This is a genomic window from Shewanella psychrophila, from assembly GCF_002005305.1.
GTDB lineage: Bacteria > Pseudomonadota > Gammaproteobacteria > Enterobacterales > Shewanellaceae > Shewanella > Shewanella psychrophila.
The window spans coordinates 6134565-6155856 of the sequence record NZ_CP014782.1; the positions used below are offsets into that span (position 1 = coordinate 6134565).

Sequence of the window (21292 nt, forward strand, 5' to 3'; positions counted from 1 at the left end):
TACTTCCCATAAACCCATAGGTTCGCCCATAAGGCTCAAACAAATACTGATGAGGTGTGAAAACTATGAATTCGTCTCACCCTCTAATTTTAGTTATTCTGGTAAACTGAACATGATCTCAATTAACTGGCCATCTCTTTCAACCATAAGAGATATTTCAGTTAACTCGGGTAATTGTGCCATCACTTCCATCGATTGGCTCATTGAAGTGAGATCATAACCGTTCATAGATTTAGCAAGATCGTTGGCTTTAAAACCTGCCTGCTTAAACAGTTCCCTGTCCTTACCCGGATTCAAGCGGTAACCATTCAATTCACCGTTACTGCGAACAGGAGATATGGATAGGAAGTCAGTGATTTTACTCGGGTCTGCAAGTAACTCCTCACGAGACCGCTTGATCTCTTGGGCCACCTGCTTATTTTTGCGTTGATCTATCTTCTTCACCGATTTGGCGCGTTGAAGTTGTTTATTGGCCTGACTGTTAGTTTCATATTTTAGACCATCAAGCATTAACGTTTCATAACGACCCGAATTGGTAATGATGATGCGATCGGCATAGACCTCTTTAAGGGATGCCGAAGTGCCTTTAATCTTATCGCCTAAACTATAGGTATTTTGGGAGCCGCTTGAGGCGATAACCGCTAAGCCTTTCTGCTGTATGGTCGAAGCAACCACACCAGTTAACTGAATAGATAGGGAGGTTTTGGGGGCATCAGTGATCATCTCCGCTACTGGTTCAACCTTGGGCTTAGACGCATTAGCATCCGCCTTACCAAAAAGCGCCAACTGTTGCAGTTCGCCGATATTCACATTACTTCTGGAACTCGAGCTGACAGGCGTTGGCCGCCAGCTTTGAGCTCCATCCGATGCAGGAATAAGCTTCCAAGTGATCTGGGCTAACAAGTAAATAACAAGCACGAGAACCAGCCAGAAAGTAGCGGTACTCAAAGGCTTATGTGGTATACCTGCGACCTTAGTAATAACTTTATCTAATAAATCCATATTTATGTGGACCCTCTATACAGGTCTCTGTTCTGATTATAATAAATTAGCAAATCCTGACTCATGCTACCCCACACTGCTAAGCTCAACAAGCGCAACAAGCCTTTAACACTGGCTAAATTGGCTACAAAGAGCTAATCATGCTAACTTTACCCGCCTTAAAAGGGTGTGAAGCCGATCGCTATATTAGGCGATTAACCCGTTAAAAAGACAATTTATTACCTAGCATGTGACCTCATCCACCTTCAAATAGCAACTAGAGTTACACTACGGAGACTCAATGACCAAGTCCCTCGAACCAACAAGCTCGGTCCGATTGGATAAGTGGCTATGGGCTGCACGCTTTTATAAAACACGTGCAATCGCCAAAGAAATGATCAATGGCGGCAAAGTTTACTATAACGGCCAACGAACCAAGTCGAGTAAAATGGCAGAGTTAGATGCTGTAATAAAACTAAGACAGGGGTATGACGAAAAAGAAATAGTCATAAAAAAACTGTCAGAACAACGACAAAAAGCAATTATTGCACAAACTCTATACCAGGAAACACCCGAAAGCATAGTCAAGCGGGAGACATATGCCGAAGCCAGACGCTTGAATGTACTTAATAACCCCGCACCGGATCATAAACCAGATAAGAAGCAACGCCGTCAACTCATTCGTTTTAAAGAAGGCTAATGCACTTTAAATCAACCTAAGCGTTGAAAAAATGGGCTCTAGGCACCATATAGCTATTTAATTGATGCCGATAGTTCGGCTACAGAAGAAATGTAATTGTGAGATTGAGATGAGTAAAGATAATTTACACCGCTACCTATTTGAAAATGCAGATGTTCGTGGCGAATTAGTGCAACTTGAGAAGAGTTACCAAGAAGTTTTGTCCGCCCACGAATATCCATTACAGCTCCAGCATCTTCTAGGCGAGCTTATGGCGGCAACATCTCTGCTTACCGCGACACTGAAATTCGATGGTGATATCAGCGTACAACTACAAGGTGACGGTCCGGTCTCACTCGCCGTTGTCAATGGTAACAACCTACAGCAGCTACGTGGCGTCGCTCGCTGGAATGGTGAATTACAGCAAGATGCCGATTTACAGCAGCTATTCGGCAATAAAGGCCATATGGTTATCACACTTACACCTACTGATGGTGAGCGCTATCAAGGTGTAGTTGCACTAGACAAGAGTAGCTTAGCTGCCTGTCTCGAAGAATACTTCGCTCAGTCTGAGCAATTACCCACTTCGATAAATCTATTTGCTAATGGCCAACAGGCTGCAGGTATGTTGTTGCAAGTACTGCCTAGCGAAGGTGATCATAATGTCGAGTTTGAGCATTTAGAGCAGCTTACTTCCACGGTAAAAGCAAAAGAGCTTTTTGAGCTTGAAGCTGAAGAGGTACTTCATCGTCTCTATCATCAAGAAGAAGTACGCCTTTTCGACCCGACCCAAGTGACTTTTTCTTGCACCTGTTCAAGAGAGCGTAGCGCTAAGGCGATTCGCACAGTCCCTAAAGCAGAAATTGATGCCATCATTGCCGAACTGAGTAAAGTTGAGATGGGTTGTGAATATTGCAATACCAACTATAGTTTCGACTCCATCGACATCGAAGCGCTCTTCAGCAATGCACAGGCTCCCGTAGCTAAACAGTAATCTAAAGAATATCAATGAATCGAGGATGCTATATGCATCCTCTTTTTTTTGGCCCCTCGCAACACCCACCTGCGTAACATTCCACCACACCTAGATACCTTTGAATCAATAGCGTTACACATGGTGAGCAAAAGTGAGATAAAGATCACCTTTCCTTTATTGTAAAGTTTATATTATTTCCTCGATTTTTTTATATATACCATAAGGAAATAGTACTATGATAAAAAAAATACTAATTGGAACAATGCTTTTACTAACACCACTTGCCCAAGCTAATGAATTGGAACAAAACGATCCTTTCATCATCTCATCCCAATATGGAGAAGTTGTTTCCGGTGATATTGTGCAATATATTCAGGATCAAGGTGGTGTAATCGAAAATATATTTAATCCAGCTCCTAGAGTTATTGATCCGGATTATAAAAAATATTTTAAGTGGGACGGGTGGACTATGACTTTCATGAATATTTCTGGAGCTTGCAAAGTGTTAGTAACAAGGGTCACATCGGGTAAAGGTTATGACGAATTGTGGAATCACGTATCTCCCGCTTGGGATGTATTTGAGCATCCGCCATATTCAGACAATAGTACTTGGGTAAGAAAAGAACCTATAATTGCTATGGATTGTAACGATGACATACCCGGAATAAATTGGTAATAAATCAAGAACAAAGCCATTTCTAATAAAAAATGGCTTTGTTCACAGCATATCTAACTAAAATTAAAACCAGATCTTCCTCACACATTCATTTCCGCTTAAGTTACAATCGAATTCCAGCGCATTAAGACGCTTATCTATAAAGTATTTTTCTATATAAAGAAAAGCCGGCAAAGACCAGCACCTAAATTCCGACCTCAAATCATGGAGACCCTACTATGGCGGATGGATCAAAACTAACTCACCATAACCCTACGACAGCACAACTCATTGAGCTAGCCCTTGCACACGGTGAAGGCGAACTCACAGCTAATGGCGCGTTAGTCGCAAAAACAGGAGAACGCACAGGTCGTTCACCTAATGATCGCTTTATCGTCAAAGAGCCAAGTTCAGAAGCCGATATCGACTGGGGCTCAGTGAACAAACCTTTCGAACAAGCTAAATTTACCGCTTTATGGCAGAGAGTCGAAGCCTATCTGGCCGATAAAGAGCTTTTTGTTTCTGAGCTGGAAGTGGGCGCAGATCCAGAGCACTATCAACCAATACAGGTCACCACAGAAACGGCTTGGCACCAGCTATTTGCCCGTAACCTATTTATCGTCCCGGAAGAGTTCAATGCCGCTGATAAGCCAGTATGGCAGATCATCAATGCACCAGGTTTCGTCTGTGATCCTGAGCGTGATGGTACATATTCAGATGCGACAGTCATTTTAAACTTTGCAGAACGTAAAGTGCTTCTTGCAGGCCTTAAGTATGCTGGTGAGATGAAGAAGTCTATGTTCTCGGTACAAAACTTCTTACTTCCAGCCAAGGGCGTATTGCCAATGCATTGCTCGGCTAACGTTGGCAGAGATGGCGACACCACACTATTTTTCGGCCTTTCAGGCACAGGAAAGACGACACTATCGGCCGATCCTAAGCGTTTCTTGATCGGTGATGATGAGCATGGTTGGGCACCAGGCGGTGTATTTAATATCGAAGGCGGTTGTTACGCTAAGTGTATCGATCTGAGCCAGAAGAATGAGCCGGTTATCTGGGACGCTATCCGCTTCGGTACCGTGCTGGAAAACGTGGTCATGGATGAAAATCGCGTGCCTGACTACACCAACTCGACACTCACTGAAAATAGCCGTGCTGCTTACCCACTTGAGCATATCGAACTTAGAAAAGAGGAAAACTGCGGCGCAGAGCCTCACGCTGTTGTCTTCCTGACCTGTGATGTCTCCGGCGTGCTACCACCAGTATCTCTACTAACCAAAGAGCAAGCCGCTTATCACTTCCTATCTGGTTACACAGCTAAGGTTGGCTCGACAGAAATGGGCTCTAGCGCCGCGATTCAATCGACCTTCTCGACTTGCTTTGGTGCGCCTTTTTTCCCGCGTCCTGCAGGCGTTTATGCCGAGCTACTGATGAAGCGAATCGAATCATTCGGTAGCCAAGTATATCTGGTCAACACGGGTTGGACAGGCGGTCCACATGGTGTTGGTAGCCGTTTCGATATCCCAACGACTCGCGCAATTGTCGATGCCATCGTCAGTGGCGGACTCAAGGAAGTAGAGACTGTGTACTTAGAAAAGTTGAATCTGAATGTTCCTGTTGCCATTCCAGGCGTTGAGACTAAGTTACTAAACCCTGTTAATACTTGGGAAAACAAAGCGCAATATGCTGAGTATGCTCAGAAATTAGCAGAAAGTTTCACTGCTAACTTTGAGAAATACCAGGTACCTGATTCGATTAAGCATGCAGGACCTAATGCATAAAGATCTTTGATTAGATCGTTTATGATCTGATAGTTGAAGTAACCGTTCTGACAATAATCCCAGTTTTTGCCTTGGCTTAGTTGGGATTTTTTATGCTTATAACCTCAATTAAAACAGATAATCGATTCTTCTATGGACAAGTAAGTCGGTAAAACCTTCTGTTTCGACATCATAGTTCTCCCCAATTTCTATTCGGTCATAAATGGCTTCCGTGGTGATAAAGCTCTCCGCTGGGGTAATAATATAGAAGGTTGGCACACCCGAGCAATTACCAGCAGAACAACCTTGGCTCCATTCTAGATTCTTATTCACGACGTTAATATTGAGCACCTGATTACTGAGTTCAAACCAGCTGAATACGAGAACCCCAAGTAAGATAAATGTAGGTACCAAAAATTTGGCAATACGTGTCAGTCGCTTAAAATTTTCATCTTGATCTTGTGGCATTTGCAGGCTTCCATACAGGGAACTTGTTAGTATAAATAGCACGAATACAAATTATATCAACAGATTGGGAGCAAGCTGAACGATTGTTAATAGTTGTTTGCCGCGGAGCTTTAAATTGCGTGAAACTGACAGGGCGTCATAGGTGGAACGAAGATCATGAGAATGAGCCCTCTGAGCGAGGCATGGTGAATATGGCAAAGCCATGGCTAATTAACGAGAAGTATGGAAGCTGAACTGGCACTTGTATATAGATATACTTTACCCAACTGGCTGTTAAACATGGATGTTGATGAGAACGAGCAGTCCTCCTTGCCCGAGTGTAGAGGGAATACCAAGACGTTAGTTGTTAGACGAAGTCTAACTATAGAAGGCTACTTAAAGTAGCCAAAACTTTAAGATTTGGCCTTGTACTCATTACAATTTTAATGAAATATATCAGGCTAATAATAAGACTAATATTGAGTACCTAACATGCGTTTCAAGCACTTATCAGCCATCATCTTGGTTAGCCTTGCGAGTTCTTCCGCTATAGCTAACGATGAAACAGCTTCTCAGCTAGCAGAGCCCAAAATCGCTAATACCTATATCAACGATAAAATCCTGCCACCAAGCATAGAGTGGCATGGTAAGAGTGAAGCACTGCTCCTCAGTGCGGACGATGAATGGGCGACACCTTTCGAACAAAATGGCCTTAAGACCAGTCCAAATTACGATGATACTTTCATCTGGCTCGATAAGCTTATTGCCCAAACAGACAAGTTAAAAAAAGTCAGTTTAGGTAAGAGTCCCCAAGGGCGTGATATCTGGATGATTGTTGCCTCGGCTGAGGGCGCCGAAACTCCAGAAGCATTAGCCGAGAACAATAAGCCCAGTGTGCTGGTTCAAGCGGGCATTCACTCAGGCGAAATCGACGGTAAAGATGCGGGTATGATGCTACTTCGTGATCTGGTTCTGGGGGGAAAAGGAGATTTGCTCGATAAGGCAAACCTACTATTTGTACCTATTTTCAGTGTCGACGGTCATGAACGTTCAACCCAATATAATCGCGTCAATCAGCGCGGTCCAATAAATATGGGCTGGCGTACAACGGCGAATAACCTCAACTTAAACCGAGATTATGCCAAAGCCGATACCTTAGAGATGCAGCATATGTTACATGCTATCAATGAATGGCAACCCAATCTTTATATCGATGTACATGTGACCGATGGCATCGACTATCAATATGATATGACATTCGGCTATAACCTACCTCAAGGGCTCAGCCCAGCAAGTTATGCTTGGCTCGAGAAAATCTATCGCCCCGCCATCGAGTCGGCGCTCACTAGCCAGGGACATATACCGGGTCCTTTAATCTTTGCCATAGACAACACTGATATCACTAAAGGCATGTCACTGTGGAACGCTAGTCCTCGTTATTCCAATGGTTATGGCGATGCCAGACACCTGCCGACTATCTTGATAGAAAACCACAGCCTTAAACCTTATAAGCAACGAGTTTTGGGGACTTACGTGATGCTTGAGGCCACCTTGAAAACGTTAGGCATGCAGGCCACTAAGTTAAAGTCGGCCATTAAACAGGATAAGTTCCGCTATCCACCTCGAGTGACACTCACCTGGAAAGAGGCACAGCAGAAACAAGGTTGGGATTTTAAGGGCATTGAATATCGCATGGAAAAAAGTGTAATCAGTGGTAATGATATAGTCCGCTGGACCGGAGTGCCTAAGCTTTACCCTAACCTGCCTGTGGTTGGCGATACCGTGCCAGACATCAGCGTGACTCGACCCAGTGCTTACTATATTCCCCCACAGTGGACAGAAGTGATCGAGCGCTTACAAATTCACGGTATCCGTATGACCAGACTCCACCAACCTACAGAGATAAAACTGCAACGATACGAGCTGAGCGAGCCTAAGTTCAGAAGCAAGGATTATGAAGGCAGGCAGATGGTGGAAGCAGAAGTAAGACTCGAGTCTGTCGAAACTGAGCTAGCTAGCGGCACGGTAAAAATCGATACCCACCAGCCCTTGGGCGACCTGGCTATCTTACTACTCGAGCCTCAATCACCAGATTCCTTACTGCAGTGGGGATTTTTTAATCCTATCTTCACTCGCACAGAATATATCGAAAACTATGCCGTAGAGCCACTGGCGACTCAGATGCTCAAGGATGATCCTAAGTTACAGCTAGCATTCGACAAGGCTCTGAAAGACGAGGAATTCGCGGCAGATCCTAAGGCACGCCTGCGGTGGTTCTATAAGAGAAGCCCTTACTATGATGATCAATACCAAAAGTATCCGGTATTGAGGCAGAAGTAGCGCTATGACGAGTACCAATACCAGTAGCTAATACCAACACAAACCAGTCGGGCAACAGATTAATCTCGGCTGGTTTTGATTTTCAGCCAGAGTGACTCATCCCTAAGGGGCGTCGACTCGGGCAAGTTGGTATTTGTAAGACGAAACGTTTTTGAACCTGAATATTTTTCCAGAGGAAATATATTTTTGGTGACCGGATGGTACTGCATAAATACAGTTAGCTTACCTTGCTCAACTAAAGAGAGCAGACCCAACTCTAACCGCTGAGCCAGAGTTTCCTTGTCTTTATTAACGAAGATATACATGGGAAATGGATAGCTGAGCAATATCTTGTCGTAAGCGATCAAGTCTTCTTTATCTTCCCCCTCAAGCTCCGCGTAAACCTCTGTGATCCCTCGCGGGAAATAATCGCACCGCCCCTGCTTGAGCATGCTATACATGAGCGCGAACTTAGTGACTCGCTCCACCCGATAACCATTACTCTCTAAAATATCTGAATCCGGCCACTGATCCCCCTGGCACGCAGTGAGAGCCTTTAATTGACCCGATGTACCTATCTGCAGAAACATCTGGTACTTTGCAGCCCTAATCACTGGAACCCTCACCCCCAATAAGCCTCCCATTAGGGGGACTCGTATAGCACGATACGTGTCTTCTCTATCTTGGCTGGTTCCAGCCCAAAAAAGATCTAACTCTCCTTGCTTAAGTGCACTGAAAGCTCTGTTCTGGGTGAAAACGGACTCAGACTCGACCAATTCGGCTTGCCCATACTCCTCTCGGGTCAGTTCTAAAATAAGAGTGATGAGATCGACATAATACCCATAGCTAGCATCATCTTCAGACTGCTTAGGTTGAATAACGATAGGAGCCGCCGCAAGATGGGTGGCTGCAATACTAAGAGAAATGATAAACACCAGAAATGCCAAGGCTCGCATAATCACCTTTGTGAGAATAGTGATACGTTTAGATTAGATATATCTAAGCTTACACTAGTTAAACTAGCTGACTATTTTGCTAGTGGCAAGCTGTGTAATACAGTCTTTAGACAAACAAAAAAGACGCTCAGTGAGCGTCTTTAGCAGAGTTAATCAGTTAAGGATTAGTATTTCACATTTGCCTGCATATCTGCTGAAACCATATCTTCGAATCGCTTAGTAAGATGCAAAGAGCCACATAGGATGATCTTAGCTAGGTTTCTTAGACGAAATTGAATAGCTCAGGGGCACACGTTGTTGTTTATGCTCCATAACATATCTTAATACTCGTTCACCTGAAGCCTGAGTATGTACTTCTTCGGCTAGGCCCTCGAAACAGTTATAGGGACTAAAATCAAACTCATTGTAGTGCTCGAGTGTAAGCCCAGCGCGAAGCAAGGCATTCAGAATATCTGAGATAGAATGGGGCCAAGTGATCAAGGTGTATTTGTCACCTGAGCAATTCTCTGTATAGGTGCCCTCTTCATCAACATCCGGCTCAGCTTGCGCAAAATAACTATAGCCATCGAACAAGGCCTCTAAGGGATGAAACTCAACCATATAAAATTGACCGCCAGACTTGAGGCAATCCCGGACGACTTGGGCCCATAAATCGAGATCTGGCAACCAACATAGGACCCCATAAGACGTAAATACAATATCGTACTGCTTAGATACCTTCTCTGCCGTGCTATATACGTCGGTACAGATAAATTCGGCTTCTAGACCTGCCTGCGATGTCAGTTCCCGAGCCTTTTCGATTGCCGTAGACGAGAGATCGATACCTGTCACTTCGGCGCCCTTTCTGGCCCAAGACAAGGTATCTAATCCGAAGTGGCATTGAAGATGGAGAAGGCTCTTACCTTTCACTTCTAGCTCATCAAGCTCAATCTCTTTCAAGGCACACTTACCCGATAGGAAACCTTCTACATCATAAAACTTTGAAGCCACATGAGTGTGAGTACGCTTATTCCAAGCAGTTTTATTGATTGCTAAGTAATCCATTGCTTCTCTCTTATTTCTCTTCTACCCATAATAAATGACTCGGTTTATTAGGTTAAAAGCAGTGATGGAATTCACCACATGATAGGTCTATAAACTCATTGATTGAGCATAGAGGTTAACATCTCCACAAACACTCTCCAACAAAACCGTTAATAGTCTTTAAAAACATAGAGTTTTCATATTGGCATAAACACTGCTTAGTTAAAGATAATAAAAACTGTAATGACTTCGAGCGCACAAGAATTAAACTTAAATTTTGGCTCTCACTAGATTAATTTAAAGGAATAAATACATGACAATTCGCCCAACCGCACTCGCTTCAATATTCGCCCTATCCTTATCCGGATGCATTATTAACGTTAATGGCGCCAGCATGGAACCTCTTGAACACAGTCAGCAGATGCTGCAAATCGATGCAAGTGAACTCAACGCTATGGTCGCCAACACCGGAGCTGGTTCATTAGAGATAATAGGAGTCGATGGGATCACAGATATCACACTCGAAGCTGACATCTACACCTATGAAGAGATGGAACCAGATTTGTCGCTAACTCAAAAAGGAGACACCGCCTATCTGATTGCCGAGTTTGGCCCACGATTCGGCTCAGGAAACTCTCCTTACATAGATCTTGTTATCAAGGTTCCGGCTAACATGAAACTAGATATCGATGATGGCTCAGGCAGCATCAAACTCTCTGGTATAGATGCCAATATTAAACTTGAAGACGGTTCCGGTAGCATAGAAATCCAAGGTGGCAGAAATCTAAATATTCAAGATGGATCTGGCTCTATAATTCTGTCGAACGTGCAGGGTGATATCGAGCTTGATGATGGTTCTGGTTCGATTGATATCAGTAAGGTAAATGGTGATGTCAGTATTACAGATGGTTCCGGTGGTATGTCGGTAACAGATATTCAGGGCAAGGTCACCATAGAAGACGGATCCGGAGGTATTGAAGTGGTCAATGCTAAGGGGCTCACTATTCTCGAAGCCGGTTCTGGTGACTTAAGTTTCGATAAGATCGACGGTCAGGTCAGTATGCACTAACTCTTAGTAATAGCCCTTGTCATAGCTCTAGCAATAGAAAGCTGAACCAACTTCCCGGCGCAGCGACTTTAGTTATTTTATGAGTCGCTGCCCACCCCATTAACACAAATATATTCCAGCTAAACTCAAGACTATCACTAAACTTGGGCTAGCCTTCTAGCTTAGTGACTCGATGACTCCGCTTCCAAAACTGCCAAATCAATCCAGCGCACACACTAAACCAGATCCATCTGAGCATGCTCACTTGCCAAAGTTCATCGGCATCAATGCCCTTATCTAACTCACAGAGCAAGATAACCACTAACAGCACTAAGTAACTTCGAAATCTTAGTTTATCGGTAAGATTCACCAGAGGCGCAAGCAATAACGCCCCATAAGCACACAAAGCCCCGACGATAGCTCCCATAACAACATCTGTAGGCCAATGTGCACCAACCATAACGCGTGAAACACCAACAAGAGCGGCGACAGCGATCAAACCCAGCTTAATTTTATTGCACTTGCTTACCAGAAAAATAGTTACTGCAAACAAAAACGCCGTCGCAGTATGACCCGAGGGAAAACTATTGGTATGTCGGGTCTCTCCTATAATATTTAAGTAATCCAAGATCACTGCGGGTCTGGGCGCCGCGAAATAATCTTTAATAAGAGGAACCATCAATAATGAAAGTATGGCAGCAACCACCACTCTCAAAGTGAGATCGGGACGCTTGATCAGATAACAGAGTACAATTACACTTAGAGTCGTCCCATTACCAAGATCGGTTATAGCACTGACGACCCAAGTAGGTACTAGAGCCCCCATAGTATTAATGCTCTGAAATAGAGATAAGTTAGTTGCATCATTAAGCGTAAGTATGTGAACGACAAATAAAGTAAGTAGCAGAAATTGAAATCCATATCCTGTCATTTCACGAGATTGTAAGCTCCATCTGCCTCGTGAAGAAATTATCTTGTTCATAGCGGACTCCGATTTTTTCATCGAATTCATCATACGACTCAAACGTGAAATTTCCGTGAATCCGCTAGTAAGTCCGAAATTTATTTCATTGGCACATCTGTACTCTGCTATCGGGATCACGATTATGGCATCACGAACATCCAAGCTAAGGTAACTCTCAGATTTCGACTATTGTGAAGTTAACCTTTGACGCTTTGCCATTACCCCAGCCATAAGCTCCCTCTTCGCAAACCCTAATACGGCAATAATACTTAGCATTAGCAGCCCCCACCTCACATACTGCACGATGGAAATTTCAGAAAAATCATAACCCGTATGCAATTCACTGGACACCAGAGCCAGAACTAAGAGCAGATAAGCTAATAGGCGCTTCCTAAACGTGAGTCGGATTAAAGGACATATATGACTCGCTGCATAGGCGCAGCTAAGACCCACAATGGCCCCCATTACAACATCTGCTGGCCAATGTGCCCCTACCAAGATCCTTGATACCCCTACCAATGCCGCCATGAAAATCAGGCTAATTCTGAGAAATACCTTTTGGCTTGATAGATAAATTAAACCTGCAAAGAGAAATGCCGTGGCGCTATGTCCGGAAGGAAAACTGTGCTTGTATCTAGTCTCTCCGATCACGTTTAAATGTTCCAATATCACAGCAGGTCTTGGCGCATCGAAGTACTGTTTAAGCAAAGGAACAACGATCAGGCTTAACAAGGCTGCAAGAAGCACCCTACAGATCAATTCGGGACGCTTGACCAGATAACATAAGATCACTGCCCCCAAGGTGATTCCATTACCAAAATCAGAAACCAATGCCAAGATCCAATCCGGCATGTAGGCGCTCATCCCATTGATGCCATTAAATATCAAATAATTGCTAGCTTGATTTAAGGTGAGCAAATGCAGGATAAATAAGATGAAAAAGATAGTGAAAAAACTATTAGCCAGGCTATTCCTTTTCCCATCTACTCTTTCATGTGTTTGTGTATTTAGTTGTTTAAATGTAGGCAAGGTATACACCCATTAAGACTCATGGGGGCAAATTAACTCTTAGGGTGTGAAAAATTTGTGCTTGTTGGTGAATGGACTGAGATTCAAGCCTGACTATAAAAAAATAGCAAAAACTGGTAACGAATAAGTAACCAATCTACACATAATTTGCCAGATTAATTACCTATAAATGACAAAATAAGTCTCAAAACCCGCTGGACTAGCGGTAAAAGAGCTGTCAGAAATGACATGGCTTCAATAATCAGGAGTTAGCAGCAATCATAAGTAACTTTCGTTGCCTGGATAATTTTTTAACAGCAATCTCACGCTTTAACGCTTCAGAGCGATTGCCGACATTTTCAGAATACGCCAAAGAGAGAGGCCCCTTACCTCTAAGGAACTTAGCCGCCTTAACTCCCCCTCCTTGATGCTCCTTTAAGCGGCGTTCTATATCTGTAGTCACACCGGTATAGAGGTGACCATTGCCACAACGGATCATATATAACTTCCAAATAGACTCAGTCACAGTAACTCCTTAATACCTAAGCTTGTTTGACTCCTCCCACATGTTCACGGTAGGAGCCATTACTCTATTGTGCTTTACCTATAACCTAGTTTAATCCTAATAAACCAAGGAAGAAGGCGTATTCCTGTGCCGTATCTTGATAACGGCGGTAGCGGCCACTTTTACCACCATGGCCCGCTTCCATATCGATATGAAACAGCAACTTATTATCGTCTGTCTTATAATCCCTCAACTTAGCCACCCATTTTGCAGGCTCAAAATATTGCACCTGAGAGTCATGTAATCCCGTGGTAACCAAGAGGTGTGGATAGGCCTGTCTGGTCATTTGATCATAGGGTGAATAACTCAGCATATAATCGAAATAAACCTTCTCATTGGGATTACCCCACTCATCATATTCATTGGTGGTTAATGGAATGGACTCATCGAGCATAGTAGTGACTATATCTACGAAGGGCACATGGGCCGCAACGGCGAAATACAGTTCCGGCGCCTGATTAATCACCCCTCCCATCAATAAACCACCAGCACTTCCACCGGCGGCTAGCACCTTCTTGCTATCTCCGTATCCTTGAGCGACCAATGCTTTAGTGACATCGACAAAATCATCGAAGCTGTGTTGCTTATTCAACATACGACCAGAATCGTACCAAGGGCGGCCCAGCATCTCCCCGCCTCTGACATGAGCTATGGCATAAACGACACCACGATCTAACAGACTTATCGCCGAACTATCAAAGTCAGGATCGACCGTATGCCCATAGGCGCCATAGCCATATTGATACAGAGGATTAGTACCGTCTTTGGTGAACTTATCTTTACGATACACCAGAGTCACAGGCACCTTAGCCCCGTCACGGGCCGTAATAAACAATCGCTCGGCTTGGTAGCGTTCGCTATCGAAGTCCCCCAGTACCTTCTCTTGCTTCAACAAGCGCCTGTCCATAGGTTTACTCAAGTCATATTCATAAATAGACTCAGGCGTAGTAGGACTAGAATAATAGATACGCAGCTTATTGCTTAGCTGACTGGCATTAATATCCAGCCCAGCAACATAGGCAGGATCATTAAACGCTAGCAGGTAGGGTGCTTGCTCGCCGAAGGGGCGAACTTCTATTTGGCTTACACCCTGAGCGCGGGTTTGCACAATCAGATAATCTTTTAATAGCAAAATATCTTCGATACGCGTATCGGCAGCCGCCGCTATAACTTGTTGCCACTGGCTCTTATCTGAAATCTGGCTTTCATTGGCTTTCATCAACCTGAAATTTTCTGCCTGCCAATTAGTTAAGATGTAGTACTCGTCACCCAACTTAGATACTGAGTACTCATGACCCTCTTCTCTGGCTAACAAAGGCTTAAACTGAGTTAACGGCTTATCTGCTTCGAGCATAGATACCTCACTGGTGATGGTGCTCTCATGAAACAGTAGGATACGAGTCTCATCTAAGCTTTTTCCCAATGAAATGTAATAGGTATCGTCTTGCTCCTCATACACCAGCACATCTTGCGACTGCTCGGTACCTAGCTTATGACGAAAAACCTGGTTTCCCAGTAAGGTTTGCTGATCTTTCTTGATGTAGAACACATGTTGATTGTCGTTTGCCCACACTGCCCCACCATCTGTGCCGTCCAATACATCATCGAGTAAGGCTCCACTCTCGATGTCTTTGAAAAATATCTTGTACATGCGCCTACTGAGGGTATCTTCACCGAATGCCAACTTAGACTCGTCATAACTGATGGACACACCACCTAAGCCATAAAAGTCATGACCATTGGCACGCACATTCACATCGAGTAAAACCTGCTCATGATGATGAAGCTGAGAGTCTGCCGACGATGTTAGTCCATGACTAGTTTGAGTCTCTATTTCGCCACGACTACGAACAATTACGGGGTACTCGAATCCCTGCTGATAACGCCTCGAATACCAATGGCTATGCCACTTATAAGGGACACTAGATTCGTCTTTATCCAGTCGGCCGATCAATTCGTCGAACAAGGTCTTCTGCAGCGGCTCATAGGGAGAAAATTGAGCCGTTTTGTAGCGGTTTTCCGCCTCTAAATGCGCCAGTATTTGAGGACTTTTTCTCGAGTCATCCCTGAGCCAATAATAGTCATCGACCCTCTTAACTCCATGTAGATTCAATTCAAATGGTACTTTCTTGGCAACCGGAGGAAGAAGATTATCGGCATGTTTCATAGATGTTTCTCTCAAAGTATCTGCGCAGCCGAGCGATAGGCTCAGTATCAAGGGCACAAATAGTAAATTTAATCTGAAATCCGAAAAGGATCGGCGGTATCTAGGCATCTTACACATCCTTGGTAATTGATGACTTCAATGAGCACTTAAAAATTACGATTCTAAAGAGGATACCGCCTCAGGTAAAGGCCTTGGGCTTACCCTTGCACTTGTCATTTGCCTAAAAGAAGCGCACCATACTCGCGCTCGACAGCTTAAATCTTGCTGGTACAGGACCTATTATTGAGTCCTCCCATAAGATGACGTACGAGTAAATTCTCAGGGCGGGGTGCAACTCCCCACCGGCGGTGATAGTACTTGATTCAATTTCATTATCGAACTCAGGTCTTAAGCCCGCGAGCGCCCAGGCAAGAAATATTGAAAAATATAAACAACCTGGGGTCAGCAGATCTGGTGCCTTTACCCAGTGTAAAGCACTCCAGAGCCGACGGTAATGAGCTTTCTACTAAGAGCCTACAAGCTTAAGTAGCGAGTCTGAGTCCGGATGAGAGAGAATGTAAAGATGCAACGAGAAGCCCCCCACACATATGCCTTTAATCGGTATTTGTCATAGTGCTTACTCGGTTCAACTTAAACACCTCATTGTTTGTCAATGCGGTGTCATTTTCTGCACGCCCTGATTCAGGAAAACCCAATGTTGTTTATTAAGGATTTTACCCATGAATCAGTCACTACTCTCCCCTTTCGGCACAGCAATTGAGCGTGTCGAAGTCGCACTAGAAGCACTAAAGCAAGGCCGAGGCGTTCTCGTCGTCGATGATGAAGACAGAGAAAACGAAGGCGACCTGATCTATTCTGCAGAAATGCTAACCAATGAACAAATGGCACTGCTTATTCGTGAGGGCAGCGGCATAGTTTGTCTATGTTTAACCGACGAGCGAGTCAAGCATTTAGACTTACCACCTATGGTCGAAGATAATTCCAGCCAATACGGTACCGCCTTCACGGTCAGTATCGAAGCTAAGATAGGCGTCACTACAGGTGTTTCAGCTGCAGATCGAGTCACTACCATCAAGGCAGCTACCGCAGATGACGCAGTCGCGGATGATCTGGCACGCCCTGGGCATGTTTATCCACTACGTGCCCAGCCAGGTGGGGTACTGACTCGCCGCGGCCATACCGAAGGCACCATAGACCTGATGCAATTAGCAGGATTAAAGCCTGCCGGTGTGCTGTGTGAAATAACAAATCCTGATGGCACCATGGCGAGGCTGCCTGAGATCATTCAATTTGGTGAGAAACACCATCTGCCTGTGCTCACCATTGAAGATATTGTTGAATTTCGCCACGCCCTAATGGCTAAGGCGAGCTAAATTAAACTAAGCACGATTGCCTAATACTACTAAACAAAAAGCTAATAATCGGCTTTTTGTTTAGTTTATCCATACATGACCCCAGCCTTGGTTTATCGCTCCATAAACCAAACAATTAACCTTAAAAATTATATGGTTAATGTACTTATTCCTTATTTTTATCTGGTTCTCGATTACGAATTAAAATCTCTACTCGATTAACTTTAAAATATAACTCCAACAAAAATAACATGTTAGTCGAATTTTTGACGCTGACGTTTTATTTCGTGACCTAGATTAGAGTTTCATGAAATATGCGTGACAGCCCTACTTGGCTATGATATTTATTCTCACCTATTTTCAAATCAACAGATTTCAGCAGCCCTCATAGAGAGCATTACTGATAACTTTGCATGGAGCAGACGGATGTCATCGGTATTAAATGAGCTAAGCCTAAAACAAAAACTCATCTTGTTTGCCTCAATACCTATGCTTCTACTCGCCCTATTTGGCTCGATAGGTATGCTACACCTGATCGACAGATACCAGGAAGCTCAAAGAAATACACTCTCAATAGAAGTCAGCCGTGAAGTCAGTCAACTCATCTTCGAATTACAAAAAGAGAGAGGCTTTTCTGCAGGATATCTAAGTAGTCAAGGTGGTAAGTATCGAGCGGATTTAAACCATCAAAGGAAGCAAACCGACCATCAGCTGCATAAATTACTCAAGAGTCCGGCTTTAGAAGCCTTTTTGCAGATGCTGGAAACCTACCACAGCCAGAGTCAAATCTTGAGGGAAAACCTGCAAGTCATCAAGACGAGCGCTCATAAGATGAGCACTATACGTTTAGGTGTCGATCAACAACAAAAAAATACCGCATTTCAATTTTACTCAGCATACAACCACCAGCTTTTAATATTGCTTTCTCAACTACAGATACAGACAGAAGATGCCCTGCAAGCTAAAGCATACGAAGACCTACTCAATGTGCTCGTCATCCAGGAAACCGCAGCAAAAGAACGTGGCTTGATGAACGGCATGCTATCGGCTCAATATCTGGACTCTAGAGCCTTTATCATGATCAAGAGTATCGAGCATCAGTTAGGTCAAGCTATCACTAAGGCCCTCTCAACTGCCGACAGACCAATCAGACTACAGCTCAGAGAAATACTCGCCAGCAGCTTTAACCAGCAGGTTCTTAGAGTCAGAACCCAGTTAGAGTCTCAGGTCCATGTTGTCGAACAGGCCTATAAGATCAGTAGATTATTAGGTTATGGTGGCTTAATACATGACTTTAAAAATTATCTGTTAAGGGGAGAACAGAAATACTTAACCAGCTTTAATAGCAATATTAACCAACTCAAATTTAAACTCACCCAATTAAAAAACCTGGACGGTCTGTCGCCAACAAAACTCGCAGCTGTTATGTACATCGATGAAACCATCGATAGCTACCATCACCAGATAGATAAGCTGCAACGACTGAAACTGCAAGGTTTAAGCATAAAGGAACAAGACAGCTTAGTGCGTGTAGACGATAAGCCTATGATCGAATCACTGACGAGTCTCCAGTATCAAGCACCCGAGATCGACAGTAAATTTTGGTGGGACATAGCTGGCGTCCCCATAGATAAGCTCCACAAACTCAGTAATGAGCTTACAGATAAGATTGCCAGATTAGGTTATCAACAACAAACAACATCCCTCAGCTACTTAGCACTAGGGGTAGTAGCGGCTCTAATAAACTTGATCTTACTCTTTATTATAGGGCGAAGCATGATCCGTAACCTTGTCGATAGCATCTCTTTAATGGCTAAGGACATGCAGAAGATGACTCTGGATCCTAGCCTTGAACTTAAGGTCCCCGTGAGAGGCAAAGATGAAATAGCCCAATTGTCCCACTCGCTTAATTTAATGCTAACAGAGAGACGCAAGGCCAATAGACAACTCAATTTAGCCGCTGCGGTATTTGAATATTCCTCTGAGGGAATAGTGGTTACCGATGCAAACAACCACATAGAGTTAGTTAATCCTGCCTTCACTCAGATAACGGGTTACAGCTTAGGAGATGTCAAAGGAAGAAGTCCTTCAGTCTTAAATTCGAAGCAGCAAGACAGGCACTTCTATGACGAGATGTGGACCTTGCTACAGACGGAGGGAAGATGGGAAGGTGAGATTTGGAATAAACGTAAAAATGGACAAGTTTATCCAGAGTATTTAGCCATCACAGTGGTTAAAGATGATCAGGGCCAGATCATTCAACATATCGGACTCTTCCTAGATATCAGTAATCGCAAAAAATATGAACAAGATATCTGGTATAAAACCAATTACGATCTGCTCACCAAGCTACCGAATCGCTCTCTGTACACCATAAAAGTACAACAAGAGATGATAATGGCCAAAGAAAACAATCGACAAGTGGCACTGCTATTTATCGATCTCGACCGTTTCAAATATATCAATGATATCTACAGTCATGCGGTTGGTAATGAACTATTGAGACAAGTAGCATCCAGACTCGAATCACTGACGAACAAGAATGATTTTATCGCTCGCCTCGGTGGCGATGAATTCATCATCATCTTACCTCAGATCAGGCACCAACATCAGGTACATGAAATCGCCGATAAAGTGATCAGTCATCTTGCCTCTCCTTTTGGAGTCAATGAAAATGAATTGATAATCTCCGCCAGCATTGGCATCAGCCTGTTTCCGCAAGATGGTGACAATGAAGAGTTACTAACACGAAATGCCGAAACAGCCATGTACCAGGCAAAAAATGATGGCCGTAATCACTACCGCTATTACTCATCTGAGATGAATGTGAATATGCTCGAGCGAGTCCAACTCGAACAACGCCTGAGGCAAGCCGTCATTCGACAAGAATTCTGCTTGCACTATCAGCCTATAGTCAATCTAGACGATCAAAAAATCACAGGTGTCGAGGCACTAATTCGTTGGCAGGAACCCAAATTAGGTATAATTTCTCCAGATAAGTTTATCCCTATCGCCGAAGAAACCGGACTCATTGAGCCCATAGGTGAATGGGTGTTGCAGCAAGCATTAACCGATCTCGCCCACTGGCACAGCTTAGGTTTCAAGATAAGCATGGCGATCAATGTATCTGGCAGGCAGCTACTCGGCCATGATAAAACCAGTTTTACGTGCTTACTTAAGGCTCTACTGCAAAAAAACAACATCGAACCTCAATATCTACACATAGAAATAACCGAGTCCATGTTGATGGATGATACCGAACACTGCATGACAGCGCTGGAGTCGATCCGCTCCCTCGGTCTGGATATCTATATCGATGACTTCGGCACGGGTTACTCCTCACTCAGTTATCTGAAACGATTCCCCATTGCTGTTATTAAGATAGATAAGAGCTTTGTCGACAACATGCTGGAGAGAGAATCTGATGCCAAGTTGATCAAAGCTATTGTCATGATGGGGCAGAGCCTGGAACTCAAACTTGTCGCCGAGGGGATAGAGACCCATGCTCAGTGGAAGATGTTACAAGCTTTGGGTTGTGATTACGGCCAAGGTTATCTATTTTCCCAGCCTTTACCGGCACAAGATCTAGAATCTTTTCTCCACCAGCAAACTCAATCAATAGCCGTTTCATGCTCATAAAATAAAAAGGAGCCCACAGGCTCCTTATTCACTGCTAAGCGCAAATTAAGCGACAGAGCCTGTCATCACGCTAGCAGACTCTTCTACTGCCATCTGGGCGAGATCTTTATCGACAAAGAACAGTGCCTTGCCATCTTCTCCCACTAGGCGAATCTTATCGACGATAGATTTAAACAACTTCTCCTCTTCATGTTGCTCAGAGACATACCACTGTAGGAAGTTGAACGTCGAATAATCTTGATTTGTAAATGCAGCATGAGCCAATGCATTGATTTTAGATGTGATCATCTGCTCATGTTCGTAAGTGTATTCGAACAAAGCTAGAAGTGAAGTAAAATCAGCCTGAGGGGCGTCTATCGACCCTAACAACGGCATGCCACCTGTTTCACTCACATAAGTAAATAGACGATGCATATGCTGCATCTCCTCATCGGCATGAACACGCATAAACTTAGCCGCCCCTTCGAAGCCTTTATCTTCACACCAAGCACTCATCTGCAGGTATAAATTAGAAGAGAAAAACTCGACATTTATCTGAGCGTTCAGTTGTTCAATCATTGTTGGTGCCAGCATTTTATTCCTCTCGACGCATATCTGATTCGCTATCTTATAGCGAAGTATTATCATAAAAATAATAAAAAACTGCAATCAAATTTACTTAAGCTACTGTTTATCAAATACAAATCGTTATCATTAAGATATTTGTCAGTATAAATCGTCCTACATAACCCGCAACATTTGCTAACCAATTGA

17 protein-coding genes and 1 riboswitch are annotated in these 21292 nt (G+C 43.7%); of the genes, 8 read left to right on the top strand and 9 right to left on the bottom strand.

Going from position 1 to position 21292, the window contains the following annotated elements; translation table 11 throughout:
• Nucleotides 1–93 precede the first annotated feature (93 nt).
• On the bottom strand, nucleotides 94–1002 hold the full coding sequence (gene gspC / locus sps_RS26840) for a type II secretion system protein GspC (RefSeq protein WP_077755299.1): 909 nt from the start codon (nucleotides 1000–1002) through the stop codon (nucleotides 94–96).
• 280 nt (nucleotides 1003–1282) lie between these two features.
• Between gspC and hslR the strand changes: the two genes are divergently transcribed.
• From hslR to sps_RS26860, 4 genes are all read left to right on the top strand, one after another.
• Entirely contained in the window at nucleotides 1283–1681 is a 399-nt protein-coding gene (gene hslR / locus sps_RS26845) for a ribosome-associated heat shock protein Hsp15 (protein ID WP_077755300.1), read from the top strand.
• A gap of 109 nt (nucleotides 1682–1790) precedes the next feature.
• Entirely contained in the window at nucleotides 1791–2654 is an 864-nt protein-coding gene (gene hslO, locus sps_RS26850; RefSeq protein WP_077755301.1) for an Hsp33 family molecular chaperone HslO, read from the top strand.
• Between the two features lie 217 nt (nucleotides 2655–2871).
• Nucleotides 2872–3312, top strand: a complete 441-nt coding sequence (locus sps_RS26855; protein WP_077755302.1) for a hypothetical protein — start codon at nucleotides 2872–2874, stop codon at nucleotides 3310–3312.
• A gap of 218 nt (nucleotides 3313–3530) precedes the next feature.
• On the top strand, nucleotides 3531–5072 hold the full coding sequence (locus sps_RS26860) for a phosphoenolpyruvate carboxykinase (RefSeq protein WP_077755303.1): 1542 nt from the start codon (nucleotides 3531–3533) through the stop codon (nucleotides 5070–5072).
• A gap of 108 nt (nucleotides 5073–5180) precedes the next feature.
• Here the strand turns inward: sps_RS26860 and sps_RS26865 are convergent, their stop codons facing one another.
• Nucleotides 5181–5519 carry a hypothetical protein gene (locus tag sps_RS26865; RefSeq protein ID WP_077755304.1) on the bottom strand — a complete coding sequence of 113 codons (339 nt, stop codon included), beginning with the start codon at nucleotides 5517–5519 and terminating at the stop codon, nucleotides 5181–5183.
• Nucleotides 5520–5990: 471 nt separating this feature from the next.
• Here sps_RS26865 and sps_RS26870 point away from each other — a divergent pair, with 471 nt between their 5' ends.
• Entirely contained in the window at nucleotides 5991–7838 is a 1848-nt protein-coding gene (locus sps_RS26870; protein WP_077755305.1) for a M14 family metallopeptidase, read from the top strand.
• A 59-nt stretch (nucleotides 7839–7897) separates the two neighbouring features.
• Here sps_RS26870 and sps_RS26875 read toward each other — a convergent pair whose 3' ends face one another.
• Both sps_RS26875 and sps_RS26880 read right to left on the bottom strand, forming a co-directional pair.
• Nucleotides 7898–8773, bottom strand: a complete 876-nt coding sequence (locus sps_RS26875; RefSeq protein WP_077755306.1) for an ABC transporter substrate-binding protein — start codon at nucleotides 8771–8773, stop codon at nucleotides 7898–7900.
• Between the two features lie 249 nt (nucleotides 8774–9022).
• On the bottom strand, nucleotides 9023–9817 hold the full coding sequence (locus tag sps_RS26880) for a class I SAM-dependent methyltransferase (RefSeq protein WP_077755307.1): 795 nt from the start codon (nucleotides 9815–9817) through the stop codon (nucleotides 9023–9025).
• Nucleotides 9818–10109: 292 nt separating this feature from the next.
• On the opposite strand from sps_RS26880, the gene sps_RS26885 reads away from it, so the two are divergent.
• A complete protein-coding gene (locus tag sps_RS26885) occupies nucleotides 10110–10865 on the top strand; it encodes a DUF4097 family beta strand repeat-containing protein (protein WP_077755308.1) in 756 nt (251 codons plus the stop codon).
• 148 nt (nucleotides 10866–11013) lie between these two features.
• On the opposite strand, the gene sps_RS26890 is transcribed toward sps_RS26885, so the two are convergent.
• The 4 genes from sps_RS26890 to sps_RS26905 all read right to left on the bottom strand — a co-directional run bounded on the left by sps_RS26890 (nucleotide 11014) and on the right by sps_RS26905 (nucleotide 15548).
• Nucleotides 11014–11826 carry a phosphatase PAP2 family protein gene (locus tag sps_RS26890; RefSeq protein ID WP_237157960.1) on the bottom strand — a complete coding sequence of 271 codons (813 nt, stop codon included), beginning with the start codon at nucleotides 11824–11826 and terminating at the stop codon, nucleotides 11014–11016.
• A 168-nt stretch (nucleotides 11827–11994) separates the two neighbouring features.
• The gene (locus sps_RS26895) at nucleotides 11995–12672 is read right to left on the bottom strand and encodes a phosphatase PAP2 family protein (protein ID WP_149027370.1); all 678 of its coding nucleotides are present in this window, start codon (nucleotides 12670–12672) and stop codon (nucleotides 11995–11997) included.
• Nucleotides 12673–13078: 406 nt separating this feature from the next.
• The gene (locus sps_RS26900) at nucleotides 13079–13342 is read right to left on the bottom strand and encodes a GIY-YIG nuclease family protein (RefSeq protein ID WP_077755310.1); all 264 of its coding nucleotides are present in this window, start codon (nucleotides 13340–13342) and stop codon (nucleotides 13079–13081) included.
• A gap of 85 nt (nucleotides 13343–13427) precedes the next feature.
• On the bottom strand, nucleotides 13428–15548 hold the full coding sequence (locus sps_RS26905; protein ID WP_077755311.1) for a S9 family peptidase: 2121 nt from the start codon (nucleotides 15546–15548) through the stop codon (nucleotides 13428–13430).
• A 310-nt stretch (nucleotides 15549–15858) separates the two neighbouring features.
• Nucleotides 15859–16108: riboswitch (FMN riboswitch) on the top strand.
• A gap of 159 nt (nucleotides 16109–16267) precedes the next feature.
• On the opposite strand from sps_RS26905, the gene ribB reads away from it, so the two are divergent.
• Nucleotides 16268–16921 carry a 3,4-dihydroxy-2-butanone-4-phosphate synthase gene (gene ribB / locus sps_RS26910; protein ID WP_077755312.1) on the top strand — a complete coding sequence of 218 codons (654 nt, stop codon included), beginning with the start codon at nucleotides 16268–16270 and terminating at the stop codon, nucleotides 16919–16921.
• A gap of 405 nt (nucleotides 16922–17326) precedes the next feature.
• Nucleotides 17327–20539, top strand: coding sequence for an EAL domain-containing protein (locus sps_RS26915; RefSeq protein ID WP_077755313.1), 3213 nt, complete (start codon nucleotides 17327–17329; stop codon nucleotides 20537–20539).
• Between the two features lie 45 nt (nucleotides 20540–20584).
• Here sps_RS26915 and ftnA read toward each other — a convergent pair whose 3' ends face one another.
• Complete coding sequence (ftnA, locus tag sps_RS26920; protein WP_077755314.1) at nucleotides 20585–21112, bottom strand: non-heme ferritin; 528 nt, start codon at nucleotides 21110–21112, stop codon at nucleotides 20585–20587.
• Nucleotides 21113–21292 lie beyond the last annotated feature (180 nt).